This is a genomic window from Paenibacillus sp. P46E, assembly GCF_001909095.1.
Classification (GTDB): Bacteria; Bacillota; Bacilli; order Paenibacillales; family Paenibacillaceae; genus Paenibacillus_AQ; species Paenibacillus_AQ helianthi.
The window spans coordinates 131,184-153,559 of sequence record NZ_LVYZ01000099.1 but is presented as its reverse complement, the minus strand read 5'-3'; the positions used below and the strand labels follow the sequence as shown (position 1 = coordinate 153,559).

20 protein-coding genes are annotated in these 22,376 nt (G+C 49.6%); 9 read left to right on the top strand and 11 right to left on the bottom strand.

The genetic code is table 11. The features are described 5' to 3' along the window. Positions 1-150: 150 nt before the first annotated feature. The 3 genes from A3849_RS30665 (at position 151) to A3849_RS30655 (ending at position 3,106) form a co-directional block, all read left to right on the top strand. The gene (locus A3849_RS30665; protein ID WP_256701117.1) at positions 151-927 is read left to right on the top strand and encodes a sugar phosphate isomerase/epimerase family protein; all 777 of its coding nucleotides are present in this window, start codon (positions 151-153) and stop codon (positions 925-927) included. Between the two features lie 158 nt (positions 928-1,085). Then, positions 1,086-2,192 (top strand): glycosyltransferase family 4 protein, encoded by a 1,107-nt coding sequence (locus A3849_RS30660; RefSeq protein WP_083613738.1) that lies wholly within the window; start codon positions 1,086-1,088, stop codon positions 2,190-2,192. 146 nt (positions 2,193-2,338) lie between these two features. Further along, complete coding sequence (locus A3849_RS30655; protein WP_074114843.1) at positions 2,339-3,106, top strand: SGNH/GDSL hydrolase family protein; 768 nt, start codon at positions 2,339-2,341, stop codon at positions 3,104-3,106. A 61-nt stretch (positions 3,107-3,167) separates the two neighbouring features. On the opposite strand, the gene A3849_RS30650 is transcribed toward A3849_RS30655, so the two are convergent. Beyond that, positions 3,168-3,962, bottom strand: coding sequence for an AraC family transcriptional regulator (locus tag A3849_RS30650; protein WP_074114842.1), 795 nt, complete (start codon positions 3,960-3,962; stop codon positions 3,168-3,170). 162 nt (positions 3,963-4,124) lie between these two features. Here A3849_RS30650 and A3849_RS30645 point away from each other — a divergent pair, with 162 nt between their 5' ends. After that, a complete protein-coding gene (locus A3849_RS30645) occupies positions 4,125-5,477 on the top strand; it encodes a glycoside hydrolase family 30 protein (protein WP_074114841.1) in 1,353 nt (450 codons plus the stop codon). Positions 5,478-5,579: 102 nt separating this feature from the next. Here A3849_RS30645 and A3849_RS30640 read toward each other — a convergent pair whose 3' ends face one another. Further along, a complete protein-coding gene (locus A3849_RS30640; protein ID WP_074114840.1) occupies positions 5,580-6,692 on the bottom strand; it encodes a glycosyltransferase in 1,113 nt (370 codons plus the stop codon). A 180-nt stretch (positions 6,693-6,872) separates the two neighbouring features. Between A3849_RS30640 and A3849_RS30635 the strand changes: the two genes are divergently transcribed. From A3849_RS30635 to thiD, 3 genes are all read left to right on the top strand, one after another. After that, positions 6,873-7,409 carry an RNA polymerase sigma factor gene (locus tag A3849_RS30635; RefSeq protein WP_074114839.1) on the top strand — a complete coding sequence of 179 codons (537 nt, stop codon included), beginning with the start codon at positions 6,873-6,875 and terminating at the stop codon, positions 7,407-7,409. Continuing rightward, the gene (locus tag A3849_RS30630; RefSeq protein WP_074114838.1) at positions 7,406-8,857 is read left to right on the top strand and encodes a DUF4850 domain-containing protein; all 1,452 of its coding nucleotides are present in this window, start codon (positions 7,406-7,408) and stop codon (positions 8,855-8,857) included. Before A3849_RS30635 ends, A3849_RS30630 begins: the two co-directional genes overlap by 4 nt. Positions 8,858-8,965: 108 nt before the next feature. Continuing rightward, a complete protein-coding gene (gene thiD, locus A3849_RS30625; protein WP_074114837.1) occupies positions 8,966-9,778 on the top strand; it encodes a bifunctional hydroxymethylpyrimidine kinase/phosphomethylpyrimidine kinase in 813 nt (270 codons plus the stop codon). Positions 9,779-9,944: 166 nt separating this feature from the next. On the opposite strand, the gene A3849_RS30620 is transcribed toward thiD, so the two are convergent. The 9 genes from A3849_RS30620 to A3849_RS30580 all read right to left on the bottom strand — a co-directional run bounded on the left by A3849_RS30620 (position 9,945) and on the right by A3849_RS30580 (position 20,594). Then, the gene (locus A3849_RS30620; RefSeq protein WP_074114836.1) at positions 9,945-10,955 is read right to left on the bottom strand and encodes a hypothetical protein; all 1,011 of its coding nucleotides are present in this window, start codon (positions 10,953-10,955) and stop codon (positions 9,945-9,947) included. Next, complete coding sequence (locus A3849_RS30615) at positions 10,952-12,865, bottom strand: AAA family ATPase (RefSeq protein WP_074114835.1); 1,914 nt, start codon at positions 12,863-12,865, stop codon at positions 10,952-10,954. The genes A3849_RS30620 and A3849_RS30615 overlap by 4 nt, the downstream gene beginning before the upstream one ends. 159 nt (positions 12,866-13,024) lie before the next feature. After that, a complete protein-coding gene (locus tag A3849_RS30610; protein WP_074114834.1) occupies positions 13,025-13,933 on the bottom strand; it encodes a hypothetical protein in 909 nt (302 codons plus the stop codon). A 74-nt stretch (positions 13,934-14,007) separates the two neighbouring features. Beyond that, positions 14,008-14,535 carry a GNAT family N-acetyltransferase gene (locus A3849_RS30605; protein WP_083613749.1) on the bottom strand — a complete coding sequence of 176 codons (528 nt, stop codon included), beginning with the start codon at positions 14,533-14,535 and terminating at the stop codon, positions 14,008-14,010. A gap of 359 nt (positions 14,536-14,894) precedes the next feature. Further along, on the bottom strand, positions 14,895-15,941 hold the full coding sequence (locus A3849_RS30600; protein WP_074114833.1) for an aromatic ring-hydroxylating oxygenase subunit alpha: 1,047 nt from the start codon (positions 15,939-15,941) through the stop codon (positions 14,895-14,897). A gap of 316 nt (positions 15,942-16,257) precedes the next feature. Next, positions 16,258-16,689: an L-fucose mutarotase gene (gene fucU, locus A3849_RS30595; protein WP_074114832.1), complete on the bottom strand. Its 432-nt coding sequence runs from the start codon at positions 16,687-16,689 to the stop codon at positions 16,258-16,260. Positions 16,690-16,704: 15 nt separating this feature from the next. Further along, complete coding sequence (locus A3849_RS30590; protein WP_074114831.1) at positions 16,705-17,355, bottom strand: class II aldolase/adducin family protein; 651 nt, start codon at positions 17,353-17,355, stop codon at positions 16,705-16,707. A gap of 3 nt (positions 17,356-17,358) precedes the next feature. Further along, positions 17,359-18,801, bottom strand: coding sequence for a rhamnulokinase (locus A3849_RS30585; RefSeq protein ID WP_074114830.1), 1,443 nt, complete (start codon positions 18,799-18,801; stop codon positions 17,359-17,361). Positions 18,802-18,827: 26 nt separating this feature from the next. Beyond that, positions 18,828-20,594 carry an L-fucose isomerase gene (locus tag A3849_RS30580; RefSeq protein ID WP_074114829.1) on the bottom strand — a complete coding sequence of 589 codons (1,767 nt, stop codon included), beginning with the start codon at positions 20,592-20,594 and terminating at the stop codon, positions 18,828-18,830. Positions 20,595-20,817: 223 nt separating this feature from the next. Here A3849_RS30580 and A3849_RS30575 point away from each other — a divergent pair, with 223 nt between their 5' ends. Both A3849_RS30575 and A3849_RS30570 read left to right on the top strand, forming a co-directional pair. Continuing rightward, positions 20,818-21,588 (top strand): DeoR/GlpR family DNA-binding transcription regulator, encoded by a 771-nt coding sequence (locus tag A3849_RS30575; protein WP_074085178.1) that lies wholly within the window; start codon positions 20,818-20,820, stop codon positions 21,586-21,588. 276 nt (positions 21,589-21,864) lie between these two features. Beyond that, complete coding sequence (locus A3849_RS30570) at positions 21,865-22,338, top strand: MarR family winged helix-turn-helix transcriptional regulator (RefSeq protein WP_074114828.1); 474 nt, start codon at positions 21,865-21,867, stop codon at positions 22,336-22,338. The last annotated feature ends 38 nt before the right edge of the window (positions 22,339-22,376 follow it).

Sequence of the window (22,376 nt, the reverse complement as noted above, 5' to 3'; positions counted from 1 at the left end):
AGCGCTTTACCATTGCAAGTAACTGAAAGCGCTATTAATATAAAGTTAATACTAATACAAATCCATATTTTTCAAAAGGAGTTGTTTTTCATCCGTTACGGAACTTTAGCCCACACCGCAGGCTGTCTGCCGCTTAAAGAGCTTACAGCTGTGCTTCAAGATTACGGAATCAGTTTTGTCCAGTTGGCTTTGTCCAAAGCCATACAGGATATCGACACCTCCACCGGAAAGCTTAGTCCGGGGCTTGCCAATTATATCGGCGAACAGTTTGACCGGGCGGGAATCCGTATCGGTGTGCTTGGCTGTTACATCAATCCGATTCATCCCGACCCGGCTATCCGCCGGCAGGAGATCGAACGCTTCAAGGAGCATTTGCGGTATGCCCGGCTGTTCGGCGCACCGATGGTCGCTACGGAGACTGGTGAGTTAACCACTTTTGCAAAATTTGAGCCCCACCGGTATGAGGAACTGGGCTGGGAGACTCTCCGGGCCACCGTTCTTGAACTGGCTGAGGAAGCAGAAAAATGGGGAGTGTTCCTTGGGCTTGAGCCTGTAAGAACCCATACCTTATCCACTCCGGCCAAAATGCGCAGGATTCTCGACGAAGTCCCCTCCAGCTCCATAGGCGTAGTCTTTGATCCCTGCAACCTGATCGGAGATCAGGTGGAGCAGCAGGATGAAATTGTAGACGAAGCATTCAGCCTGTTCGGAGACCGGATCATCCTTGCCCATCTGAAAGATATGTATGCCGAGGGTTCCCGTATCCGTCATGGCCAGCCCGGCCGGGGATTATTCCATACGGCTGAGTTCCTGAATAAGCTCCAGGCCCGCAAGCCGATGATCGATGTCTCACTTGAGGATATTCAAGGCCCGGAAGTCCGCAATACGGTGGCCCTGCTGCAGAGCCTGAGCAGGCATCCCTCCTAATGCTTCCAGTTCAGTAGCGGTCTGCATTCTCTTCTTAATGTCGGCTGAAGAATTAGTACCTTCAGACCTGGTACTTTTCAGTTTCCGCTGAATAAAATAGTATACATAATCTGTATTCGCTATTTTGCAGCTTCATTGTAGAAGGGAAGAGATCATCGATGAGGTTTACATTTCCCATTCTAACCTTGTGCCATGGCGGAGCCCAGCGCATGCTGGTAGAACTCACCAACGGGCTCACCGCCCGGGGCCATGAAGTCGTGATCCTCATGCCTTCCGGTGGCGACATCTCCTATAATGTCCATTCCCAGGTGCTGCGCACGGATCACACGGTGCTGAGAGAGTCTGATTTTCCCGTCAGTGATATGATCGTATCTAACTTCTATACGACTGTCCCGGTATCGGAGGCTGCAAGTCAAAAAGGTAAAGGCATGCATATCCGTCTATCTTTATGTTACGAACCGCTTTTTCTGCCGGAGAACGAGGTATCTTTCCCTACCTATCATATCACTGACAAGCTGCTTGTTTTATCCCGGTGGCAGCAGGAATTAATAGCGCTGAGCCATGGCATAACCGGGAGCATTGTACCAATAGGCATCAGCACAGCGTTTCGCAACCAGCATATCCGCCAAATGCTGCAGGAGCCGCTCAATATTACAGCCATTCTGCGCAAGGAAGAGAATGGATTTGCCTCGCACCGTGAGCAGGACTATCTGTTGAAACAGCTTGACATCGTCAAGCATAACGCGCCACAGGTGAACATCAACTTCATCTGTCCGCCGGATGAATTCTATAGCTCGGAATCCTTGCAGCAGATGAATGTTGGGGGAAAATACCGCTTTTTTACCCCGAAGAATGATGAAGAGCTCTGCTATCATTATAACGGAGCTGATATTTTTGTCAGCGCCAGCGCCTTCGATGCCGGTTCTCTCCCAGGACTGGAAGCCATGCGCTGCGGGGCTGCTCTGGTATCCGTTTATTCCGGGGGAAATCTCCAGTATGCCCGTCACGGTGATAATTGCCTGCTCTCCTACCGCTATGAGAACCGGCTTGCTCAGGATGTGGTGCGCCTGATCTATGACCCTCCGCTCAGAGCCCGGTTAGCGGAACAAGGGGAGGCTGATTCCCTGGCCTGGACCTGGGATCACAGTGTAACATGTCTGGAGCAGGCGGTAATGCGGTTTGTACAGGATATTCCACAAAATGAGTCAACCCGAACTCCATTATTGCGCCGATTGGCCGGCTATAGATTGCACAAAGGCCAGTAGCCCAAACTAAATTGTAGCAGCTGCGTCCGGTTTCACGGATTTCGCAGCTGCTTGTTTGGCGTAACCCGTGACGTTTATACATAGGCAATGCCTTGATGAATGGTTTACACTAAGATTAAGTACAATATAGTTTCGGAGGTGAGACCATGCACAGGAATGAAGGTCTTTTGACAGCTGCAGGGTTGGAATATAAATATATGGTTAGCGGAGACTCCATCTCAAAAGGTGTAGTCTATGATGAAGGCAGAAGCAAATATGTTATCCTGGAGGATAACTACGTCTCACTGCTGCAAGGGAAGCTCAAGGGAGCATTGCGCAACACCGCCAGGTTTGGCAATACGCTGCTCAAAGGCTTCGGGAATCTGAAACGGGATGTGCTGAAGGAGAAGCCGGATATGGTGCTCATTGAATACGGGGGGAATGACTGCGATTTCAACTGGCAGGACATTGTAAGTCATCCGGAGGCCGAGCATAATCCCAAGACCGATTTTACGGCATTCGAAAGTATGCTCCGGGATATGATCGACTTCCTGAGAAATCAAGGGATCATGCCGATTCTAATGAGCCTGCCACCTCTAAATGCAGATAACTATTTCAAATGGGTCAGTGGAAACAATCCGGCTTCGGAAGAGAGCATTTTGAAATTCCTTGGCAGTGTCACGAAGATCTACTGGTGGCAGGAAAGATACAATTCCACAATCATCAAGGTCGCGGAGAGTACGAAGACGAAAATTATTGATGTCCGCGGCGCCTTCCTTCAGCAGCCGGATTATACGGAATTCATCTGCCGCGACGGGATTCATCCCAACCGGGCAGGACACCGTATTATCTATGACAAGGTTCTGGAGTTCATCTCCAGCAGCGAACCTCAGCTCCTGCTTGACAGCAAGGGACAGGCTCTGCACAGTCATTAGAAAAACCATAGACAAGGCCCGGCCCGCAGCATAATCGAATAGGCTGCGGTTTTTTTTGCGTTCAGGAACGTTTACGGTACACTCCGGGAGCTACACCGTATCGTTCTCGAAAAACTCTATGAAAATAAGTATAACTGCCAAAGCCCGTTTCCTCCGCAATCCGCTCCAGCGTATAGTTGCTGTTGTCCATCAGCTGCAGGGCCATCGCCAGGCGGATTTGCCCGGTGTACTGCATAATCGAATAGCCAAACTTCGCTTTGAACAGATGAACCGCCCGGGTGACACTTACACCCGCGTGGCGCGCAACATCCTCCAGCCTGATCAGCGAAGTGGCATGCTCTTCTATGTAATTCTTCATCTTCAATCCGAGCAGCAGCGATGCGGACGGACCCACGGGCGCTTCGGCAATTGCGCGGTCCAGCAGAAGGCAAAGTGCTTGGAACAGGGCTTCGAGAATTTCCGGGCTGCCTCCGTCCAGCCGCCGTTTCTCCAGAATCAGCTGCTTCCAGACGCTCTGCAGCTTGCCGTCCTCAGCGATTCGCGTCTTCTTGGCCCGCTCCTGCTTATTCCACCAGTGGTCCACCCACTCCCCTGTGCACATAACGTAATAATCCGCGCTGAAACCCAGCGGACTCTCCTTCTCGCCTATTCTCAGATCGTATACTTCACCGGGACGGAACAGCAGCAGGTCTCCGGGAAGCACGGTAACCATCTTACCATCGATTAGCGCCTCCGACTCCCCCTCGGCCTGAAGCCTTATGATATAAGTATCCAGTCCCTCACGGAAGGGTTGCCAGAAGGGCTGGATATGCCGGGAGAAGGAGCTGAGTTGAATATGAACACCGGGTGATTCCATGGTCTTTCTCCTTTCAGTTATACGCCTAACGACCAGATCGTTGAGGTTCTTAACCATATAGTTTCTTCAAATACCACTAGAATACCTTCTATAATCAAGAAGATACGGCGATGCCGTCCTAAATCAAAAATCAACAATACTTTCAGGAGGTTCTGTACAGTTATGACTATAACCCATTCAACCGTTCGCGTCATTCAGACAGCCAAGGAGACCGGAGACCGGTTATCCGAACTGGAAGCCCTGACCTTTCAGCCGGATTCCGCAGAGAAGGAAAATGAGCTCATTAATATTTATGAGGATCTGGAATACCAGGTTATCGAGGGGTTCGGCGGAGCATTGACCGAAGCTTCCGCTGTAACTCTGGCCAAGCTCAGTCCAGGGAAGCAGCAGGAGATCATCGATGCTTATTTCCACCCCGAACATGGGATCGGTTACACTCTGTGCCGTTCGCATATCCAGAGCTGTGACTTCTCCAAAGGTAACTATGCATATGTCGAAGGCACCGATCCTGAGCTCACCTCCTTCAATATTTCCAGAGACCAGGAATCGATCCTGCCACTAATTCAGCGGGCAGCTTCTTCTGTCGGTGACAGCTTCCGGCTGTTCTCCTCCCCGTGGAGTCCTCCGGCATTCATGAAAACCAATGGTGAGATGAATAACGGGGGCAAGCTGAAGCCGGAGTATAGACAAGCCTGGGCCAATCTGTTTGTCAAATACATCCAGTCCTATGCTGAAGCAGGAATCGATATTTGGGCGGTCAGCGTGCAGAATGAAGCCAAGGCTGCACAGATCTGGGACTCCTGTATTTACACTGCTGAAGAGGAAAAGGATTTCGTGCGCGATGATCTCGGTCCTGCCTTAGAAGCAGCCGGCTTGTCCCATGTCAAAATTTTGGTCTGGGATCACAATAAGGAACGCGTATACGAGCGGGCTAAGGCCGCTTTTGAAGATCAGGCTGCTTCCAAGTACATTTGGGGCATTTGCTTCCACTGGTATTCCGGTGATCATTTTGAAGCACTCAGTGCCGTTCATGACCGTTTCCCGGATAAAAAGCTGTTCTTCAGCGAAGGCTGCCAGGAAGGCGGCGTTCATCTTGGCTCCTGGAATACAGGAGAACGTTATGGTCATGACATCATCGGCAACCTGAATCATTGGATGTCCTGCTGGACCGACTGGAATATCGTCCTGGATGAACAAGGAGGTCCGAACCATGTAAGCAACTTCTGCGATGCTCCGATTATCGGGGACACCATCAAGGATGAAGTGATTTACGAGAGCTCCTACTTCTACATCGGCCATTTCAGTAAATATATCCGTCCAGGCGCGATCCGGGTCGGCAGCTCCAAATATACCGACAAATTGGAGACCACTGCCTTCCGCAATCCGGACGGAACCTATGCCGTTATTGTGCTGAACCGCACGGACAGCGAATTACCGTTCACGCTGCGGTTCAAGGGTGAGCTGGCTGAGAACATTATCCCGGCCCACGCGATTCAGACACTGCTATTCCAGTAAAACACAACAATCCCACTTGAGGCCTGATCTCAAGTGGGATTTGTGTGTTTGGGGAAATCGGCAGCCAGGTTGGGCGGAGCACTTCAGGAAGGCAAGCCGCTCTTATTCGGCCTGATCTGAAAATGTCTCAAGCCCGGCATATTTGTCACCGAGCAGGTTTTTGAAATAATTCCGATTGAACAGCATGCTGGGATGGGTGGGGTGATAACGAAGTGCCGTTTCATTGAACCGGTTCGCCTTCTCATGTTCTCCGAGCCGATCATAGCATAAGGCCAGCTGCAGATTCGGGAGCCAGGTGCTATAGGCTTCATTCCGCATCCCCATGGAATCACTGTTCCGTGGCAGCATCACAGCCAGCTCATACCAGTAGATTGCCTGCAGTAGCTGGTTCTTCTCCAGGTGCCAGGCCGCCAGCCTGCAGCAGAATTCGGGCCGTGGCTTGTCAACCTTCAGAGTCAGGCAAAGTGCTTCAACAGCCCCCTCCTTATTCCCCAGCCGTTCCATGCACTCAGCCAGACGAAGGCAGGCCTGGTAATTATCCTCGATCCATCCCCGGCCCCCTTTCAGAAACAGATTGTAGTACTCGCAAGCTTCCTCATTCCTCCCATGGTCGCGTAACTCATTGGCGTAGTAGAACTGATCGCGTGGTGAGAATACCTCCCCGGCAGCGGCCCGTTTCTGGTAGATCCGCAGATTGCGGTCCGTAAAGGCTTTGTCTTTGTCGTGAGTGATACAGACATCACTACTGAAGGATGGCCCGTAGACCTCCAGATACTCATGCACCGGCCCTATCCACTTGAAATTACAGCTGCGGCGGACCAGCCGGTTGCGGCGGAGTGACGTAATCACATGGCCTGCGGGATCAAAAGCCAGATTATACTGCATATTTACACTGTCGACATGCTCCGGAAGGCTGTGCTTGAGTGCTCTGAAAAGCTCCTGATCTCTGTCCTTCAGATAATCATCGGCATCCAGCCACAGAATATAGTCCTTGGAAGCCATGCTGAAGGCAAAGTTACGGGCCGCCGAGAAATCCTCAATCCAGGTAAAATCATAAATTACCGCACCAAAGGACGCGGCGATTTCTTGGGTCCGGTCTGTTGACCCCGTATCAACGATAATGATCTCATCCACGATGGATGCTACCGAAGTTAAGCAGCGGGACAGGCTGTTCTCTTCGTTGCGGACGATCATGCATAAGCTGATTTCAATCATGGCAGCCTCCTAAACGTTATACTTCTATATGGATATGCGGATGGAGCCAATTGGAACCCCTCCTCTAACCCACAGCTCCCTTTCGCCTGCGCCAAATTTTCCGCGTAATATTTTTTACCAAAAAAAGAAACTTTTCCGGGAATGCAGGGGTCAATACAGTAGAGAACAAGGGGGGACAGCATGTCTATCGTAACGACTGAATCAGCCACCATGACCGCCGCCGCATTACAGACACTGATGGAGCATTATGGCGAGGATGTATGGAACTATGCCTATTACCTGGCACGCAGCAGAAGCGCCGCCGATGATATTGCCCAGGAGACCTTCATCCGGGCCTACAAATATATGAATACCTTCCGCGGTGAAGCCTCGGTCAGAACCTGGCTGCTGCAGATTACCCGTACCCGTTGGCTGTCTTACCGGAGCAGCAGCTTTTTCCGGCGGGTAACCCTGCAGGATAACATTGGCAAAGATTCTTCCAGCCCGTCTGCCGAAGAGGTGTTTTTGCAACAATCCCTGAGCAGTGAGGTATGGAGGATAGTCCTGAAGCTGCCCCGCAAGCATAGAGAGGTGCTAATGCTCTACGCCCACTATGGGCTGAGTATGGAGGAACTATCAGGATTACTGGGGATCTCGCTCTCTGCGGCCAAATCGAGGCTGCACCGGGCAAGGCAACAAGCGAACGAATGCTGGGAGAAGGAGCTGGGAAGATCATGAGCACATCACCTGAGGATTGGGAAAAACAATTGAAGGAGAAGCCTTTTGACGGTACACAATTCACGCCGCAAATGAGACGGAATGTCGAAGAACACCTGAGAATACAGCAACCCAAGCGGTTCAGGAGCTGGGGCTACGCAGCTGTGCTGCTGCCGCTAGCCGTAATAATCTTATGGCTGGGTTACAGCAGCTGGGAACCCGGCAAATCTGCCGAATCCTCCATTGCGGCTGTCACTCCGGCTGTCACTCCAGCCGTTAATTCACAGGACAACGGAATGCTGGAGGACGCCCCGGGTGGCAGCGCTCACTGGAGCCCTAAAAAGGACCGGGCAGTTGGTATTGCCAGCAACTATGCAGCAACGGTCTCCTTCCCTTCTTCGGAAGAGGGGCATGCAGAAATAGCCCTCCCGCTAACTGCTATGTTCTCCGTTTCAGCTCTGGAGGGCGGAGAGACACATGAAACTTTACCGCCGCTGCCAGATATGACTTACCCGCTTCCTCCGGACATGGAAGGCAAACTTCAGGCCGCACTCGTCTTCCGGGCCGATACCGGCAGTGCATATATCCTGCTGGCACCTGCAGGCTGGACAGCATCGGCTATCACCGGAGCCAACGGCTCCTATGGTGTCACCTTTGAAGATCCGGAAGATCCGCAGCGGACTTTGCAATATTCGGATAACGCCTGGGGCTGTCAAGGCTGCGCCGTGGGTGATATCGGCACATATATCCCCGGCAAAGCCGATTGGGCAGGTGAATATGGTATGACCATTGCCCCCAAGGAATTCACCCGTCAGCAGGTAATGGGAACCAAAGGTCCGGATGCCCGGACCGTGCGGTATACAGTAGCTGCGGAAGCAAAAGGGGATCAGGCGGATGGGGCTGCCTACTATGAGGAGGGGGAATGGGGTTACCTTTTCCGTAAGCTGGAGCTGGCCGCCCCACCCGGCTCATTCGGACAGGACATGATCGATACTATATTGAGTTATTTCACAACTTATCACGGTCCTCTTCTCCTTCCTGCTGTCCAGAATACAGAATCTTCCGCAGGGGGTGCGGGAAATACAACAGAGTCTCTATATCTGGCTCTGGAACAGCGGGGGATGAGGCTGAGCCGTGTACTGGACACCGAGGAGCATTTGTTCAAAAAAGAGCTGGCAGGCAGATGGCCGGATGAGCTGCTGATCGACAAGACCGATACTCCGGTCCGCCCGGACCGCCTGTCCGTCTATACCTACGATAATGCCGAGGAATGCGCCGCTGGACTGGATGCACTGAAGCTTGCGATTAACCGGACGACCTACGACGGTGGAGCACGGATTTACCCTCATGCCTTCAGAGGCGGGAAATTTCTTGTGGTGTACTGGATGGGCGGCGACAATGCTGAGCCTTACCAATATGACAAAGCCATCAAGACAGCGCTAAGCAGCGTCGACAGTGACAAGGAATAGGCTTGTCGCTCAAAACCTTACACGGAGTGCGGACACAGGGAATGATTTTTGTTATAATGTCGTAGAGTTGCGCAGTACCTATTCATATACCAGAAGGGGACGTTCGCTTTGTCAAAAATTATTAAGACTCTAACCATTGCCGGAAGTGACTCCAGCGGAGGTGCCGGTATCCAGGCCGACCTCAAAACCTTTGAGGAGTATGGCACCTACGGCTTCAGCGCATTGACGACTATTGTTACGATGGACCCGGATAAAGGCTGGCATCACAATGTCTATCCGATTGATGCAGCTATCGTTGCGGAGCAGTTGAAAACAGTGTTCGCAGGTGGTCCTGTAGACGCCATGAAGACTGGAATGCTGGGCAGTGTAGATATTGTGCTGGTTGCGGAAAAAGCGATCAAGGACAACCTTCAGACCAATGTGGTCATTGATCCGGTTATGGTCTGCAAGGGTGAAGATGAAGTTCTCAACCCGGAAAGCGCAAATGCCATCCGCGATCTGCTGCTCCCTCTGGCTACGGTGGCAACACCTAATCTGTTCGAAGCCGGTGTCCTTTCCGGGCTGGGCAAGCTGACCTCTATTGACGAAATGAAAGAAGCAGCGCGCCTGATACATGGGCTTGGCACGAAGAATGTCGTCGTTAAGGGCGGTAAAGCACTGGGAGGCGACCTGGCAATCGATGTATTCTTCGACGGCTCCGAGTTTACCGTACTGGAAACAGCCAAAATCGAACCAGCCTATAACCACGGTGCAGGCTGCACCTTTGCGGCTGCCATCACGGGCGGCTTGGCGGGCGGCTTGTCTGTGCATGATGCTGTCGCAAAAGCCAAGGATTTCGTCTCTGCAGCCATCCGCAGCGGTTACGCATTCAACCAATATGTCGGCCCTGTCTTTCACGGCGGCTACCGGCTGGAGCGTTAACACCCGGACAGGAATTCACTAGCTCTTTACCTATGTGTTGCAGCGTATTATTCTGCACAGCATTCGGATTTTGCAATACAAAAGAATGGCGGGACATAAGGGCAATGCCCTTGAAGTTCCGCCATTCTTATTATCAAGTCCTTCCTCAATCTCAACTGGAAGTTCGCTATGTAATGTTCAGATTCAATTCCTCCGCGATGTCTCTGGTCAGCTTAGCGAGTACTCTTTTATCCAGATTGTCATATCCCACATAATTAGAAACAATGGATTGAATTACATCCTCCCTGCTGGAAAAAAGTGTGCCCTGGTATTGGTTATACAGTTCATCAATCCGGGAATCGGAATACATTACACGCTGTTTAATCAGATCGACGATGTAATCTTTATGCATATTGTAAAGTTCCTTGATTTTAAAGATATCCAGATTATTTTCTACACGCTGCGTTAACCCGGGATCTATGCTGCTGCCTTTAATTACAATATCAAATTCATCGCCGATCCCTTTCAAGTAATTGAGCTGGCTGGGATCACCCGGCCGTAATGTATCTCCGGACTTCATTTGCAGACTAAATTTAAAATAATCTCCGAACTCCTCCTTGTATGGATGCAGATGTGTGCTTGTTGTGAACTCCACAGAACCTTTCAAGTCGGAGTTGCATATATCGCAGCAAGGAATCAGGTTATACAGGGACAGCGCCAGATAAGGGTAAGTTGCTTTGTCATAGAAATGATCCAGCCTGCCCCGGGTCTTTCCTTTTTTATTAGGCTCCTTACTTACGGTAAAAATATACTGGCGATTGCAGTAAGGGCAAATCTTTACGTTCAGCTGCGTTACCAACGCGTATGCTCCCCATGCCGGAAGACTGCGCTCAGCAAAAGCTTTATAATTAAATATCCGCTGCAAGTTTCTGTATAGTACGCCTCTATTCCCTTTATTTGTGAAATTAACATTAAGCTTAGTTGTCATATGCGTGATGATCCTGTCCAGTTCTTCCGGTTCACCTACAAGTAGCTTATCCACGTTAAGCAGCAAATAGCTGTAGACATTCTTAAAGTGCGCTTTCTTTTTGTGGAGGCATTCTTGTAACAGGCGTCTAATCCTGGTTTCCAGTGAAGATAAATGTTTATGCCCAACTTCGTCCATTTTCACACTTTTATCCGCATTAATGATGATCATTTGGAGCGTTCCTGCTTTAATTGATCAATTTCTTGCTGCATGTTCCTAATCATATTCATCAGCTCTTGATTCGTACGATCCGACCTGATAAATTTTTCGCGTTTCTCTTTCATCAGACTATGCAGTTTCCCCCGCAAAACCGGCTCCCCTATTTGACTAATCAATATATCCAGTTCCTTCTCCACTTCAATAAATTCTTCCTTCTCAACAATTGAATGAATGGCGCGGATCAGATTCAATATTTTTTTATTGGCAAATTCACCGACCAGGCCCTTCTCCATAAAAAAAGCATCTGAATAAAGCGTATGTATGTTGGCGGCAAAGGTTTGTTTATGCTCAATCAAACCGTCAATGACGGCACACCCCTTCTCTGAACGATCAATAAATATTAGATTCGAATTCGGAAGATCAGAGATAATGACAGGTGAATTGGAGGTGAAAATGATCTGTATATTTTTACCTTTATAGATTTTCGGCAGGTATTCGATCAAGTTATTAAGAAAGTTCCGCTGCCACTCTGGGTGCAAATACAGCTCGCCTTCGTCGATGAGAATGAGCAGATTGTTGGACAAATGCATATTACTTGCCCGCTCTTGTTCATCACATAATGAAAAAAAACTGCTGTACATACTAAGAAGCGCCTTCTGGCCGGAACTTAGATCCACCCAATCAAATTCAAAGTATTCGCTAAAAAGGGTTGCAGCATTATGGAGCTCCAGAACCTCCAAAATAGTCATTGCCGAGTCCAGACCGTGAACTAAAGGCAATCGGAGTGAACTGTAAACTACATCACTGTATGTACTGATCAGAACATCAATTTTGTTGAGTAATTGCACAATATTTTGGATCAGCTCTAATAAGCCCTCATCTAGGATAGGCATGGATTCTATGAAATCCCGAATGATAATAACAAATCTATCAATTTGAACAAAGGGATCTTGTATGTTCTTCATATCTAACCCGTGTTCATAAAAATAATTACTACTCAGGTGAATTGAGCGGAAATTCATAAGATCATACACAAAGTTACCAATAATCGCTCTTTTGAATAGCATCTTCACCCGCTCATCACCAATCATGCTGTGCTCTAAATTTCTCAACCAAAAATTAATCTCAGCATCAAAACTATCAAAGCCTATATCTTGCCCCCCTTGTTTCCCTTTAGAAATAAGTACAGGATTGAGTAGGCGAGGAGTGATAGTAGCATATTCAGGCATTTTCATCGGAAGATCAACTGTACCGCTACGCTGAGAACTTATAAACTCCAATTGCTTCTTAACTTCACTTCTGCGATATAACTCAATTTCACTGAAATCCTGATCAACCTGCTTCATTTCCACCGCATTTCTTTTGATCTGTTTCACCAGATAATTGGTAGAAATATTCCTCATACCCATCCATTCAAATTCTTGCTTGGCATCGAAAATGGTTGAGTAAAAAATGACAGAAGTCTCTGCTAAGATATTTGTTTCTAGTTGTGTAAGTGTGTCCATATCATTATGATATACAAAAGGATCCTCCAGATTGAAATAGCGGTAATTGCCTTTGGAAATCCCCAATTCCACATGAGAAAATATGCGCTGTGTTCCCCTTTCATCCCTAATAATAATTATTGCCTTCTGATTCAGCCCTCCCGCTCCGTATACCAAATTCTCCTTAATAAAATCCAACACCGTCGTTTTACCTGCACCATTTTTACCAATAATGCCTGTAATATTGACGATCCTGCCTCTGCCGTCTTCCAATTCTCCTGCCCTTTGAAAAAAATCCGGAATGAACAGGTTGTTCTTCTCTACGTTCAGCTCCTGTGTAGCCTTGGTATATTTGAACCTGTATTCACTACTGAAATTAAATTCTTGTTCCACGAATGTATTCCTGTAATTCTCTATGTACATATACATAAGCTCCATTGACGGTTCCCCTTTTTCTGAAAATCATTCAGCCTTTCCCATATTTCGACAGCTGTTCGAAACTATCCTGCATTCATTTCGCGATTCCCATCACAAATCAAAAAAGCGGCACCGCGGTGCCGCTCCTCCTTGCACATATAGCCCACTTATCGTGAAAAATTATTTACCGGCGTTTTCCTCGGCAATATGCTTCACGAATTGAAGGATCTTATCCTTAGGCTTATCTCCGCCCAGCACTCCAATTTCTATCGATTGGGTGTTATGGTTGATCGGCAGGGAAGATACGAATTTTGAGTCTGTAATATCTACAGCGTAGAGCTCATCCACGGTGCTCTCCCCTAATTTCCCCCATTTCAGACGGGGATCATCCTTGGCGATCTTGCCATCTCCCAGAATCGGCTCCAGATTCTGAAAACCATCCTGGCCGCCGATCCATTTGAGTGTAGCTTCATCCAGAATCAGAATATCCGGTGAGTTCGCTGCCAGCTCGACTACAGCCTTTTGCATATAGTTCATATCCAGTGTATCGGAACCCTCGCCGGTCTTGGGAAGGTACACAATGCTGGTGTCCACCCGTTTCCATTGGGGATACTCATCAATAATCGCCTGGTTCAGAGCGTCCATCTTGCCGTCCTTGTCCTTCACACCAAAATTGCCGATGAACATGATTTGTGCATCAACCGGCGGCAGGGAAGCCAGATACTTTCTGTGCTGCCAATTGTTATATAGCGCATTACCAGCGAACACAAGTACGGTTACCGCGATAATAGAAATAATGACATGTGTTTTATAGAGCCGCATAAAGCGTTCCCATTTCCGTGCTCCGCCGGCAAGACTGCCGTATTTAGCCAGCCGCTGATCTTCAGCCTCCTGAATTTCCTGCTGGTCTCTGGAATCCAGTATAAATTTGATGGCTTGAAAATCCTCTTCATAGGCTGCGATTTCCGTTTCATTGGTCAATGAGCGCCGCCGTCTAAGCAGCAGATCGAATCTTTTGTCCAATTCCTCTCTGGTTACGGTCTCAGGCAACCCTAACCTTTCATAGGCTTGTTTCAGTTTCTCGTTCACAATCAAGTCTCCTTTGGGTTGATGCCGGTCCTGCATTTCGCCGCTGCCGGAACAGTCTGGAATAGTTATGGTTTCTACTTCTCTATTTTATCAGACATGCACCTACTTTCTCCAGTCGACTCCATGATGATGAACTCCCGTTCCATTTCTCCGTTCTTGTTCAGGAAAGATGTAGTACGCGCAAAGCCTGCTTGAGTATAGAGTATGAACGCTCTTTGATTAAAAGCAGCAACAGTTAATCTAAAACCCGAGGGTGCATACGTCGCCTGACCAAATGCCAAACCCGCCTGCACAAAGCCGAGCCCCTTCCCCTTTCCCGTCAGATCCGGCCTCATCCCCAGCCCGATATCCAATACATCATCGCCTATGTACAAACCTTGCGACCTGCCCCCTGGAACCTGAGCATTTTGCCCATAACAAAAGAATCCAACCAGCTCACCCTCAGTGGAAAGCACCGAGAAATACGTTCCGTCCAAAATTTCTTGAATGTCTTCGGGATCATCTGTCATATTATAGATAGAATATGGCGGTTCATAGACCCAATTCACAATTTTCCGAGCTTGCTGTTCATTCATTGCTGCGATGCAGTAATCATTTGCCATGCCTCTGTTCAAGCTCCTTACCTCCACGTTAAAGTTTATGCCCCTCTACATTCTATCCCAATAGAAAAGAGGCTGCCCCATGCTAGCAGCTATTTTTATCCTTTTTTATGTCTATGCTCTGCTTCATCTGGTCACAGGTATCGTTCAGCTTAAGTCTAAGCGAATTCCCGTCAAAAATGCAGTTTTTTTATCACCGGCGGACTAGTCATTTCGTTAACTCCAAGCCATCAGGCCATCATACTAGCTCCAACTCTATATTTACAAAAAAACCTTCCGGTGCGCTGCTCCGGAGAACAGGCACAGGAAGGGGAAACTGCGACTCTGGGAATCGTATTATACAATGAAACTACACTCGATGATTAAGAAGTATAAGACCGTCCAAGCCCAAGTTCCGTTAACAGCTGGCGGTAAGCAATTGAGGTGCGGTCCGCCGGAATATGTGCTTCTGCCTGCAGATCAAGCGGCAGATCCTCCGGAGTCTGCGACTCCACCATTTCTGCGTCTTCTGCGAAGACCTGCAGGTTAAAGTTGATCGTATCCTGTACCGGTGCGCCCTTGTCGAAGTTTCTGGAGATCGGACAGAAGAGCCGGGTATATCGTGCAGATACCGGAGAAGCACAATTTAGAATTTTGAGTCTGCCTTCATCCGGGAAATAGACAGTAAGCGAAGCCGCAAACGGCGGGAACACGCGGAATTCGCGCAGCCACATGAAGCCTTCCGGTGCCGGGTTCTCCTGGCCTTTTCCGTAATTGCTGACCGTACTCCAGTATTCTGCAACCAGTTCGTTGCCTTCCCGTCTAACCTTGTACTGTGGAACCTCAGTGTTGTTGCGGTCACCGAAGGTTGCCGTATGCACATAAGCGAAATGCGAAACATCGAGAAATCCTTCCATCTGACGGCCGGACGAACCCGCAATATCGAAGCTCGGCGGCAAAATATTCATATAGTCCGGATCCTCCCACCCGGGGAAGGCTGGAATTTGCTCAGGTGATGAGCCCAGACAGGTCCAGATCAAGCCGTAGCGTTCAACGGCCGGATATACGATCAGCTTCAGCTTGGGTGAGATCTTGGAGCTGGGATGAGCCGGAACGGCGGTACACTTCCCTTCACAGTTGTAACGGAACCCGTGGTACGGGCAGACAATTTCGCCATTCTCCACCCACCCCTTGCTGAGAGGTGCTCCCCGGTGGAAGCACAGGTCACGGGCAATTACCACTTTGCCTTCACTTCGGTAGCACACCAGCTTCATATCCAGCAGCTTCACTGCGAGCGGCTTATCCTGTACCTCATCTGCTATGGCGACCGGGTACCAATATTCAGCTAAGACCCGCCAGTCCTCAGGGGAGAATGTGCAGTCACGGGGAAGCTCGAGTTCCTGCACCAATTTCTTGTTTTCCTCTATCATGTTCGTTCCACCTCTCCACTCCCGATAAACTCCGTTAAGATAATATATTATATGTTAGATTATATAACTTATTGTGTATATTTTAATCTTGTTCGGCTGAAAAAATCAATCATAAATCGTTTGTTTTTGGATTTTCGACTAAAAAAATGATTCGAACGTTATGCATTGTGACATAAAACATAACACAAGAGCCTTTTCACCTGTCACTTCTGCAGTCCGCATAATCAAAAAAAAACTGCCGGTAATACATTCTCACGTGGAGAATCCATTACTGACAGGATTATTTCTGACTTCATATCCAACTGTCAAAAAGGGATCAACTGCTCTTAATCACACCTTTTTTAAGAATAACATTACCGTAAAGCGCCTCTTCACCGGTGATAACAATAGCATAAGCACTTTTTGAGCGGGTATAAAAAGCAAAACGTTCCTCATGGGAGATCTGCGCATCCTCATCAAAACCAGAAATGATATCCTTATACGTATCCCAGATTACAGGGACTGTAGGATCTCCCGGAACGACACTCATGAGCGCAGCCTGATGATCCGCATAATGATCCAGCGGGAGCAGTTCCAGAACCGCAGCCAGCAGCTCAGGAATGCCTAAGCCGTCACAGCGGATCACCCGGGAATGCAGCGCATGGCCGGGAAAGTTGGCATCTGCGAGCACCAGCTCATCACCATGACCCATCTCCATCATGATTTTCACAAGTTCGGGGGAGAGCAGCTTGGGGATTTTCTTCAGCATATTCAGATACCCTCCTTACATTCCGTAGAAAGACCGCAGCGCCACCAGCTCTTCAATCCGGTCCGGCGGCAACTCACGTTCCCCGTTAATCATCCGGGTTAAAAAGGTCAGCTTGGCGGTGTATTCCAGCCGCTCCATATTCATATACGCACCCATTACATCCTTGCCCCAGGACAGAGCGCCATGGCTTTCCAGCAGCACGGCTGTTTTCTTGCCCAGGAACGGCATGATAGAATCAGGAACCTCTTCCGTAGAAGGTGTGCCGTATTTAGCCAGAGGAATATCACCCATAGCGATAACGGATTCCGGCATCATCATTTTGTCGAGTGCTTCCCCTTTAATGGCAAAAGCAGTGCCAAACGGCGGGTGCGCATGCACAACCCCATTCATCTCAGGGAGCTCCCGGTATATCCGCAAATGCATTTTGACTTCTGTGGAAGGTCTGTAGCCTTCGTGTGCTTCCAAAATCTCTCCTTCGAGATTGACTTTGACCAGCATATGCGGCTCCAGATAGCCTTTGCTGACCCCAGTTGGTGTAGCTAACACTTCACCTCCGCTCAAACGGGCAGAGATGTTGCCGTCATTCGCGGCTATAAAATCCTTATTGAACAAGTTTCTTCCGATATCGCAAATCTGCAGTCGCAATTTCTTTTCCAGCTCATCCATGGTTTATTCTCCTCTATTATCATTTATTGGCCGATAGACCGTCAGGGTCTCGGAAGCTGCTACAATCGCTGCGGCCCGGCTGAAATCCAGTTCGTCCAAAGCTGCCAGCTGCACCAGCAGATTGCCGAGCGCACTGGCTTCGACGGGACCGGCTATAATTTCTCTTCCGGTAGCGTCCGCCGTCAACTGGCAGAGGAGCTTGTTCTGAATCCCCCCTCCGACCATATGAACTTTACGAACCTTTTCACCAGTAATTTCTTCCAGCTCTTGGATCGCAGCCGCATAGGACTTGGCGAGGCTCTCCAGAATCGTGCGGACCATCGCCCCTTTGGTCTCCGGCACCTGTTGACCGGTACTCCGGCAGTATTCAGCGATACGTCCCGGCATGTCTCCCGGCGTACTGAAGACCGGATCATTCGGTTGGATAAAAGATTGTGCCGCCCCTTCATTACCGGCAAGTGTGGAAAGCTCCCCGAAGCTCAGCACTTCACCCGCTTCCGCCCAGGTCCTGCGCGTTTCCTGGAGCAGCCACAGGCCGGTAATGTTCTTAAGCAGCCGGTTCCCGCTGCCATAACAGCCTTCATTCGTGAAGCCATATTTATAGCTTGCCGGGGTTAGCACGGGAGCCTTCGTTTCCATGCCAACGAGTGACCAGGTACCGCAGCTGATAAACGCTGCCCCATTCTTCTCCGCATATGGAATGGAGGCTACGGCGGAAGCTGTATCATGAGAGGCACCGGCAATAACGCGGATGGGTCCGCAGCCCAGCTCATCGCAGAGCTCCGGCAGCAGCCTGCCGATGGCCGTTCCGGCCTCAACACGAAGCGGAATCAGACCCGCCGGAATTCCCAGCCTGCCGAGAACCACAGATGAAGGGTCGCCAGTACCGGCGTCCAGCAGTCCGCTCGTACTCAGAATGGTTTTCTCTGCAGAAACAGTCCCGGACAGCAGGTACAGGAACAAGTCAGGCATCATGAGAATATGGTCAGCACACTCCTGAAGCAGCGGGTTCTCCTGCAAATCCGCAAACAGCTGATAAAGAGTATTGATCGGGTCCGGCTGATTGCCGGTAAGCCTGAACTGCTCCTCAGGCGGCAGCAGCTCCTCCAGGCGATTACGGTATTTCCCCATCCGCTGATCCCGGTAATGATGCGGAGAATCAAGCAGCTTCCCGGCATGATCCAAGTAGCCGTAATCTACTCCCCAGGTATCCACACTGAGGCTTGTTATTTCTCCGTGAGCCTGGCACGCCAGCTTGATTCCCTGCTTGATCTCCTGAAGCAGAGCCGGGACATTCCAGTATAAATGTCCGCTGTCCTGCACCGGTGAGTTGGCAAACCGGTGCACTTCCTCTGTCACAATGCTGCTTCCGTTATAGGTGCCAAGGATCACTCTTCCCGAGCTTGCCCCGAGATCCACTGCCAGCAGTTGTACCCGCTTGCCCATTCCATTCACCTGCCCGCTTCCAGAAATTAATATAGGGGTCCAAAGTTGCGGCAGGCCCGGTAGTCCGCAGCCTCAAGACTCTCCGTCCCGAACAGTGACCAGACACGCGGCCGGAAAATCCGCGACTCCTCCACATTATGCATACTGACCGGAATGCGCAGCATGGATGCCAGTGTAATCAGATCTGCACCAATATGACCGTAGCTGATTGCTCCATGATTGGCTCCCCAATTATTCATCACGTCATACACCGAGCTGAAAGAGCCGGTTCCGGTGAGAATAGGGGCGAACCAGGTGGTCGGCCAGGTAGGATCAGTACGTTCATCCAGCGTGCGGTGCACCTCTTCAGGCAGCTCCACAGTATAACCTTCGACCAGTTGCAGGACAGGCCCCAGTCCTTTGACCAGATTAAGCCGCGCCATTGTTACAGGCATTCCGCCCTTGGTCAGATAATCGGTAGAGAAGCCGCCCCCGCGGAAATATTCCTGTGAAGCCGCCCGGAACTCCGTTGCTTTCAGAGTAGCTTCCACTTCCTCATCTGTGATCTCCCAGAATGGTTTGATTACCGGCTTGCCATCTCTCGTCTGTTCACCAGCACCGTCCAGTGCCGCAGATCCGGAATTGATCAGATGGAGCAGGCCGCCAGCTGCCTGGTCTTGCAGCTCGTATCCGGTGACACGCTTCACGGCTGCCGGACTCCAGTAGGTGCGGACATCGGCGAAGATCTGCGCCGTATTCGTCAACAAGTAATTGAACAGCATGGTCACGCCGTTCAGGCTGTCATTCTCCGTAGCCAGAATATAAGGAGCGCGCTTGCCGTTCCAGTCGAAGGAGGAATTCAGGATCGTCTCCATGAAATCACCATTCGGGAAGTGATCCGTCCATTGACGCTGCCCCTGGAAGCCGGCGGCAAGCGCGTTGTGGCCTTGAGCCTCTTCTTCAAATCCAAGCTCTGCAAGCAGCGGATTCCCGACCATCAGATCACGGCCGATAAGCGCCATCTTGACGCAGGTTTCCCACTGGGCTTCCTTCTCTTCGCTGCTAAGCTGGAGATGTCCAGGGTTATTATCTGGGCCGATCCGGCAATTCTCCTTCGTCCATTTCAGGGCGCGGGCAAATTCCTCCTGATCGTAAATACCTTCCTCGAAACGGCGGACGAACTCGGACATATCGATATATTCATTGCGCATGCCCAGGTACTCCTGAAAGAACTGGTCATTCACAATTGAACCGGCGATGCCCATTGATACCGATCCCATCGACAGGTAGGAGGTACCCTTCATCAGAGCAACGGCAAGTGCCGATTTGGCGAACCGCAGCAGCTTGGTCTGTACATCAGCCGGGATATCCTCGCTTCCTGAATCCTGCACATCCTCCCCATAGATCCCAAAAGCCGGAATGCCTTTCTGGGCATACGCTGACAGCACAGCAGCAAGATAGACTGCACCGGGTCTCTCCGTACCATTGAATCCCCAGACCGCATTCGGAATCGCCGCATCCATATCCATCGTTTCCGAGCCATAACACCAGCAGGGTGTTACTGTAATGGATACGCCTACATTCGCGCCTGAGAATTTGGCCTGAGCGGCTGCAGCTTCCTTCACTCCGCCAATTGTGGAATCCGCAATTACACATTCCACAGGTGAGCCGTCAGGGTAATGCAGGTTTTCCTTCAAAAAGGCAGCGACCCGCTCCGCCATACCCATCGTCTGGACTTCCAGTGATTCACGAACGCCGCGGCGTCTTCCGTCAATCGTCGGGCGGATTCCGATTTTGGGATAATGAGTTGTCATGCCATATAACCTCCTCCGAATGATAAGAACAATAAAAGCGTTTGCATATGCTCTATCATAAAATCATAAACCAGGTGTGTCAACATAAATCCACACATTTATAGTGAGTTTATGTGGTTTTAATAATATAATTGTGGAGTGTTATGTGGATTTTCCTTTTATTTATCCCCCGGATTATAGTAAAATAGAAATAAAGATCAACCATGCCAGGAGGTCCGCCTTAGTGAGAGCATTTGAACGCCGTGAACTCATTATCAATAAGCTCTACCGTAACAAAAAAGTCCATGTCGCTGATTTGGCGCAGGACTTCAATGTCTCCGAAGAGACGATCCGCAGAGATTTGGAGAAGCTGGACAAGGAAGGCATCGCTAAGAAAAGCTATGGCGGCGCCATCCTGAATGTTCACACCAACGAGGACCCTTCCTATTCCCATAGACATGCGGTCAACCTCGAGGCCAAGCGGGCTATTGCCGCTAACGTCCTGGAGCTTATTAATGATGGTGACAGCCTGATGACCGACACCAGCTCAACCGCCTTTGAAGCACTGAAGAAAATTACCGAAGTCAAAAAAAACCTGACGATTATCACCAATTCACTGGTCGTCCTGTCCGAGTTCCAGCATTCCGGGCACAAGCTAATCTCTACAGGCGGCGTGCTGGGAGCTGAAACGAACTCCTTTGTCGGGCCCAGCGCCTCCCACACCATCCAAAGGTATAATGTGGACGTCGCATTGTTCAGCTGCAAGGCACTTTCAATGACAGGCGGACTAAGCGACTCCAACGAAGCCGAAAGCGAACTCAAGATTCTTATGCGCCAGCAGGCCAGCAAAGCGGTGCTTCTCGCAGACTACTCCAAATTCGACCGGATTGCTTTTATAAGATTGTTCGGCTTTGACGAGATAGATTTTATCGTTACTGACGAGAAGCCTTCGGAGGAATGGAGCATGTTCCTGAACAAATACCAGGTCTCACTTCTTCATAGTCCCGCAGAATAATCCGGCTACTGAGCGAAAGGAGGTGAATGTAATGGGCTCGATCCATCTGACTGCAGCTTCCGCGCCGCAGTGGTTTCCTTTCGTTCTCGCCGCCGTGGGCGTATGTCTGATTCTGCTTATATGGGCTGTGTTCAAGAAAACGGATTAGCCTTCTTCATTATGTATGCGCTTACTTCCAGATGTGAGTTGCTTTTATATAAGTTTCTTGTCCTTTCCATTCCTTTGCTTCACATGATGACCTATAATTAAGGGAAAGATGATCTTTGAGGTGTACAGATGAACGAAGACAGAAAAGACAAATATGATAATATTGATGAGCTGATGGCTGTATTTCAGCAGTTCTCCAAAATCAACTGGCAGAAGAACAACCCCACCATCCTGAAGCCCAGTGAAATTCGTGTGCTGGTCACGATCAAATTAGGAACCGAGAAATCCGGCAAGCCAGTGCTTACGATCTCTGATATCAGCAAAATGCATAAGGTCACCTCCCCCACTATTACCCAAATGGTGAACAGTCTGCTCGCACAGGGTTATGTGGTCCGCACCAGTGATGCCCTGGATAAAAGGGTCAGCGGGATTGCATTGACTGACAAAGGCGAACGTTGTGCCGATGCGGCTGTTGACAGAATCCGCGACACGTTCAAGGGGATGATTGACTATCTCGGCAAGGAACGGAGCGAAACGCTTATCGAGCTTTTGAACGGGGTCTATCACTATTTCGAAGAGATCAACGGGCAGCTTGAGGACTGATAACCTATATTTTCAGCACAAAAAAAACAGCAAGTACA